The following is a 5,716-nucleotide window of genomic DNA, read 5'->3' as shown; positions in this document are numbered from 1 at the left end:
GCTTTCCGGCCATTATCCCAATAAATACCGGTTGCTGCAACCTCACATAACGGATCGTGCAAGGGCCGGTGTTGCCAAAACAGGCAATTGAGTGGATGATTCAGGCTTGCGAGATTCTAGAATATATTCACTCACAAGATCCTCCACTGATTCACCGGGATATTAAACCTGCTAATCTTCTAGTGCGTCGCCGCGATAACCGGATAATAGTTCTAGATTTTGGGGCAGTCAAAGAGATTGGAACGCCTTTGGGTACGCGGATCGGCGCAGAAGGTTACAGTGCCCCCGAACAAGACCGCGGACAACCTTTGACTCAATCCGATCTATATGCGGTAGGTTCAACTTTGATCTTTTTGTTGACTGCTCAAAGTCCGATGCACTTCTATGATAATCGTGGTAATGGTTATCGGTTTTATATTGAAAGCGTTCCCACTATTACACCACAACTAAGGGAGGTAATTGAAAAAGTTACCCAACCATTACCTGGCGATCGCTATCAAACTGCTCCAGAGCTGGCAGATGCTTTAAAAGATTGCCTTTGATGTGCATCGTCGGTATTGACATATCTCAGTGTGTACAAGAATTTTTGAGTTATTGGTAGAGATATAGCGCTACGCGCAACTCAGAAGTTTAGAAGTCAGAAGTAATTCCTGACTGAGTTTGAGTATTTATAATTGCCCTAGCCTATTTGTGTTTCTATATTACAAACAAAACTTCTGAAGAAAACAAATGTATTTAGATTTGACATCTCCAGGGGTTGAAACACCCTGGATTCTGTGGTTAACCCACCGCAAATGGGATAAATCCACATTTGCTTCAAGCCTATCAACAGACTCCTATACTCCTCGGCATAGAACGAAATCTAGCTGTGAGTTTACTTTTTTTTGAATAGCTTTCACGAGTGGTTTTACTCAAGTTGGAGCAATCTTCTCGCTGCTCTAGCTGCCTGCTTGCTTTTCGGTGCCGAATGCTGCGCAAACAGCCGTCGTAGGAAGCATCGTCCCCGTCTCCTGTCCACCGGAATCTCACCGCACTAGCTAAAGATCATAGCGACAAACCTTGTTCCTTATTCCTCTAGTATAGCAGATTTTTAATACGGGTTAAAACCCGCGTGCCGTTATTCAACCAGCCGTTAAAACGGGCTGGCTAACTTACTCCCGTCATTTTTTAGGTTTAACAACTAGCAGATTTTTTTTCTAATATATCCTAATCAACCTGTATTCAGTTATTTAGTTATCAGTTTTAAAATTGCTTTGGTATCAATTTAGTTTCCTGATTACAGCCTGAGAAACTAAAAAGTTCTATTTTGTTTCACTGCTTCATAAAACCGATATAAAACGTCACAACTGCGACATTTTACTGTTTACTTCCTGCTTCTACGGTCACTGTCGGCAGCACTCCGTCCACAGGCATTGGCGGTCAAGCCGACCGCATTTCTTAAGTTAATACTTGCATTCAGATCCCGGTCTATAGATATCCCACAATCAGGGCAGTCATAAGTCCGATTATTTAACGGCATATCTTGAACATGACCACAGTAGAAGCAAGTTTTTGATGATGGAAAAAACCTATCAACTACTACTAATTTGGAACCGTTTTGTAGAGCTATCGCCTAATTATTCTACACTTTCAGTGTTATTGCTTAGATGTTGGAGCTAATCGACTACATTCTACCAATTTCTATCGCTTAAACTCAAAAATTATTCAGCCTAATCAGTCTTAATTTGATTAGGAAATTAGATTAATCTTCTTCCCACACTTCTACAACCAAAATTTCACCGATTGGATCTTGCATAGAAAAATCAAAGTCTTGAAGTTGCTTTTTCCAATAAGGCCACTTATCCCCAAAAAGTAGGGCGATTTTCCAGATACTATCTGTTGGCTTGATTATATTAGATTCTACGAGGGAATTCACCTGACGCTGAAATTTTTCCATCTGGTGTATAACCTTTTGGCTCATAATACCTCTTTATTTTTTTAAATTCTTCTAGAAACTAACTCCCCGATTCTCACTTTTACCGATTCGTGGATTTTTTGTGCTTTTGGGGAAGTTACCTTCTAGTTTTATAGTTTAACACACATACTTTTGGCAAGGTATTATAAGTAAAACTAAATCATTAAAAATCAATAGTGAGGTTTTTTTATTCAAGTCAGTTTTTACAAGTTTTACTGCTTGAAAAAAAGTAAGTAATATGATAAAGATAATAAATCTTTCTATTTGATTTTATTATAATTTGTAACATAAAATTGTATATATATTTCAGATAAATTTAGCCATATATGCCATCCGCCTATCAATCATTTGTAGCAAGCATTAAATAGGGTTTGTTGAAAAAGTCTGATGGTGAAGGTAGGGAGTAGGGAGTAGGGAGTAGGGAGTAGTTAAGAGTCAGGAGGAATGGGAGTTATAGAAGATGTAGTTGGAACAATTATCTCTTAATTTTTCTGTCCTACTAAACTTTTTCTGCTAACTTTTTGCACCTTTTTGACCTAAAAGCTTGTACAATTTCGGGACTAAAAATTGCTAAAACCAATATCAGTCAATGTTTTCAAGCTTTTTCAGTAACCCCTAAATAAGCACCTCAGCAGTCGGTACTGTTAGCATAGCTCTGACTATAGGAGGCTTACTAATAACTTAAATGACGTAATTGCATCTGTATCCAATGAGACAAAGTTAGCTTACTTAAAATTAGACACCTTCAATAATACAGCACTTTCCGCTGTTATGAGGTACACTCATCGCGGGCAAGATGCCCGCACTGCAATATTTTCACCATTCACCCTGTACATCATTTACCCGAAATATGCTGTAAAAAATAAAATCAATCATTCCACTTTTATTCATCAATTCTTTCCCCCTACTCCTCAGGGCTGTTTTAAAGTATTGTAGATTAAGGATTTAGGGAGAACCAGAGATTAGGGGATAGTGGAACAGTGAAATTTGCCAAAATTTGCCGATTTTTCAGTCAATAAGTGGCTTTAAGCTCTGAAGGGAACACCACTTAAAAACCTCCATCCCCGTGTCTCCGCGTCCCCGCGTCTCCGTGTCTCCACCTCCCCGTGTCTCCATGTCTCCACCTCCCCGTGTCCCCGTGTCTCCGCGTCTCCGTGTCTCCGTGTCTCCACCTCCCCGTGTCTCCACCTCCCCGTGTCTATCGAGAATGAAACAGCCCTACTCCCTACTCCCTACTCCCTCTTTTCGAGAGCTATTCAATGCCATCATGCGATCGTAAACATGACGAGACAGTTTGGGGAATATTTTCTCATCTGCGGCGTAAGCACGATCTTCTGCAAAGACTGCCAGAATATAAATAGCTTGATCATCCAAAGTTCTCACAAATGCTACATCCATACGATGCTTGCTAGTGAAACCAACTTTAGAACCGAAATAAATATTGCTAGGTAAAGATTCGCCGAGAAAACCTTTGATTCCATTGTAGGGATCGTTTTGCCATACTTCAGGTGTTAAATCTCTAGTTAACAAATAAGCCATTCTTGTACTATATTGCCGTGAAACTGCCTGCCTGGTATATATTTCATAGGTTAGTCTTGCTGCATGATCGGTGGAAATCAAATTTCTGAGAAACTTACCATTTTTCTTCCTGAGTTGGCGATCGCGACCTACAGGGCCTTCTTGACTAGGAGAATATCGAGGATAATTTTTTGTGCTAACTATTAAATTTTCATAACCTGCTTTATGGAAAAATTCGTTGACTGACTTTCTTTTTTCTAACCACTTTTCTAATTCTTTTCCTTCTAATGTTTTCCCCGATCTAGTATCAGTAATTGCATCTAAAATTTTACTTGCAGAATCATTATGAGACTTCTGCATCATTGCTCTCAAGTCTTCATGAAACTTAGATTCGTCTTCAACTAAACCTTTTTTTACTGCCCCATAAAATGCAGCCATCCAAAATAATTTAGAGACACTGGCAGGATATCTCACTTCTTGGCTTTGATATCCGGCAAACGTATGAATATCTTGCTTACTAACATCTATTAAACTAATAGATAAGGGTTCTGTTGGTAAGCCTTTTTCTTCAGAAATTTTAACTAATTCATCAACTATTTCCTGTAGTTGAGGGTTATAACGTAGAGGGGGTTGTCTGCGAACATTGTAGGCAAATCCTAAGTCTTCTGGAGTTTGTTGAGGAACTGGGCGTACATAGGGTGGTACGAGAGTAGGTGATATTGAGGTTTGAGGAGAAGGTTGAGCTGTGGGTGAAGTTGTGCGACTTCTGAAAGGTAGGGTAATAACCCAGCTTGCAGTCATTAATATGGCGACTAATATGAGGATATTTTTATATTTTAACTGGGATAATGTTAGTTTTGTATTTTTTGTTTTAACTCGCCGACGTACTTTTAATGGACGTTTCTTGGCTAGCCGAGATGGTGGACGGACTCGATGAAATGTTTGAGGTGGTAACTTTTCTGCGTGCATTTTCTGAGAAATAATAAGTATTGGACTGAGATAGTTAAATGTTCAACAATTAATAATTAATAATTAATAATTAATAATGACCTTTCCTTTAAAACGGATAGGATTGATTCAAAGGAAAATTTTTCTTTACTATCCCCGATTGAGGGAAGGCTTTAAACCAAAATTTTTTCGGTAAGAGAGTACGAGAGATTGAAGTAATTATAGAATTATAAAAATATACCATATAAGCAGATTCTATATAATTTCTAACTTCTGACTTCTAAACTTGATAATTTCTTGCTTTTGATTTCAAAAATTCTAACTTTTGACTTTTGACTTTTGACTTTTGACTTCATGATTAGATTCTATATAATTTCTAACTTCTTTCTCAAAGGGGTTCTATATACAGCGGATTCCACCTTAGTACACTCATCGCGGGCAAGATGCCCGCATTGAGAAGATTTAATTGTTAATACCTGTACTTCATATACTTGAAATCTGGTGTAACTTCTAATTTCTAACTTTATAATTTCTTACTTCTGATTTCTCAAAGGACTTCTATAATAATTTCTTACTTTTGACTTTTGACTTTTGACTTTTGACTTCCAATGGCTTTTGACTTTTGACTTCCAAAAAGAGGTTGACAATTTGTATGGTTAAAGTTAAGATAAAAAGTAATGGCAAAGGTATAAAGTACCTCGACAAATGAATAGCAGAAGCTTTTTAGTCATTTATAGTATTTTAGGAGTGGTTAAAAGGTTGTTTTTCATCTTTGCATGGTACCCCACATACACGCCTCCCAGAATCGCTGGAACCCTGATTCTCACGTTAACCCGTGTATATGCCTTGCCAGGAGCGGGTTTGAGGGTCGTCATTTTGGCAAAATTTGCCTTGTTGATTTTTTTATCAAAGGGGCGTGTATATTTGGGGGTCTGAAAGTCTTGCTATGTCGTGGTTCTAAAACGTAACTCCCCCCCGCTTGGGTTAATGCGGATTAGTTGGAAACCTTAAGGCGAGTTTTTACGCTTCTCCCCTACCGCCCCCCCGCTTGGGTTAATGCGGATTAGTTGGAAACGTAAATGGTATGACTAATATATTATGTTTTATATCCCCCCCGCTTGGGTTAATGCGGATTAGTTGGAAACGAAAAGTTATCCCCAGGCAAGAGATAGCCAAAAGCTGCCCCCCCGCTTGGGTTAATGCGGATTAGTTGGAAACAATAACCACCTAAGGCGTGGTTATATCCAGTGCTTGGAGCCCCCCCCGCTTGGGTTAATGCGGATTAGTTGGAAACTA

Annotated in this window: 4 protein-coding genes, 1 pseudogene and 1 CRISPR repeat array; of the genes and pseudogenes, 1 reads left to right on the top strand and 4 read right to left on the bottom strand. The window is 38.8% G+C overall.

The window, feature by feature from the left end:
- Positions 1-59 precede the first annotated feature (59 nt).
- A pseudogene (locus F6K54_RS39105) lies at positions 60-542 on the top strand (serine/threonine protein kinase); the annotation flags it as partial.
- A gap of 821 nt (positions 543-1,363) precedes the next feature.
- Here the strand turns inward: F6K54_RS39105 and F6K54_RS39100 are convergent.
- From F6K54_RS39100 to F6K54_RS39085, 4 genes are all read right to left on the bottom strand, one after another.
- On the bottom strand, positions 1,364-1,609 hold the full coding sequence (locus F6K54_RS39100; protein WP_293089607.1) for a zinc ribbon domain-containing protein: 246 nt from the start codon (positions 1,607-1,609) through the stop codon (positions 1,364-1,366).
- A gap of 132 nt (positions 1,610-1,741) precedes the next feature.
- Positions 1,742-1,960: a DUF4327 family protein gene (locus F6K54_RS39095; protein ID WP_124144506.1), complete on the bottom strand. Its 219-nt coding sequence runs from the start codon at positions 1,958-1,960 to the stop codon at positions 1,742-1,744.
- Between the two features lie 1,002 nt (positions 1,961-2,962).
- Positions 2,963-3,142 carry a hypothetical protein gene (locus tag F6K54_RS39090; RefSeq protein ID WP_293089603.1) on the bottom strand — a complete coding sequence of 60 codons (180 nt, stop codon included), beginning with the start codon at positions 3,140-3,142 and terminating at the stop codon, positions 2,963-2,965.
- Positions 3,143-3,172: 30 nt separating this feature from the next.
- The gene (locus F6K54_RS39085; RefSeq protein ID WP_293089601.1) at positions 3,173-4,441 is read right to left on the bottom strand and encodes a serine hydrolase; all 1,269 of its coding nucleotides are present in this window, start codon (positions 4,439-4,441) and stop codon (positions 3,173-3,175) included.
- Between the two features lie 949 nt (positions 4,442-5,390).
- A CRISPR array of direct repeats spans positions 5,391-5,714; the repeat unit is 36 nt; unit sequence CCCCCCCGCTTGGGTTAATGCGGATTAGTTGGAAAC.
- Positions 5,715-5,716: the final 2 nt, after the last annotated feature.

Source organism: Okeania sp. SIO3B5, from assembly GCF_010692555.1.
Taxonomy (GTDB): Bacteria; Cyanobacteriota; Cyanobacteriia; order Cyanobacteriales; family Microcoleaceae; genus Okeania.
This window is presented reverse-complemented; position numbering and strand designations above follow the sequence as displayed.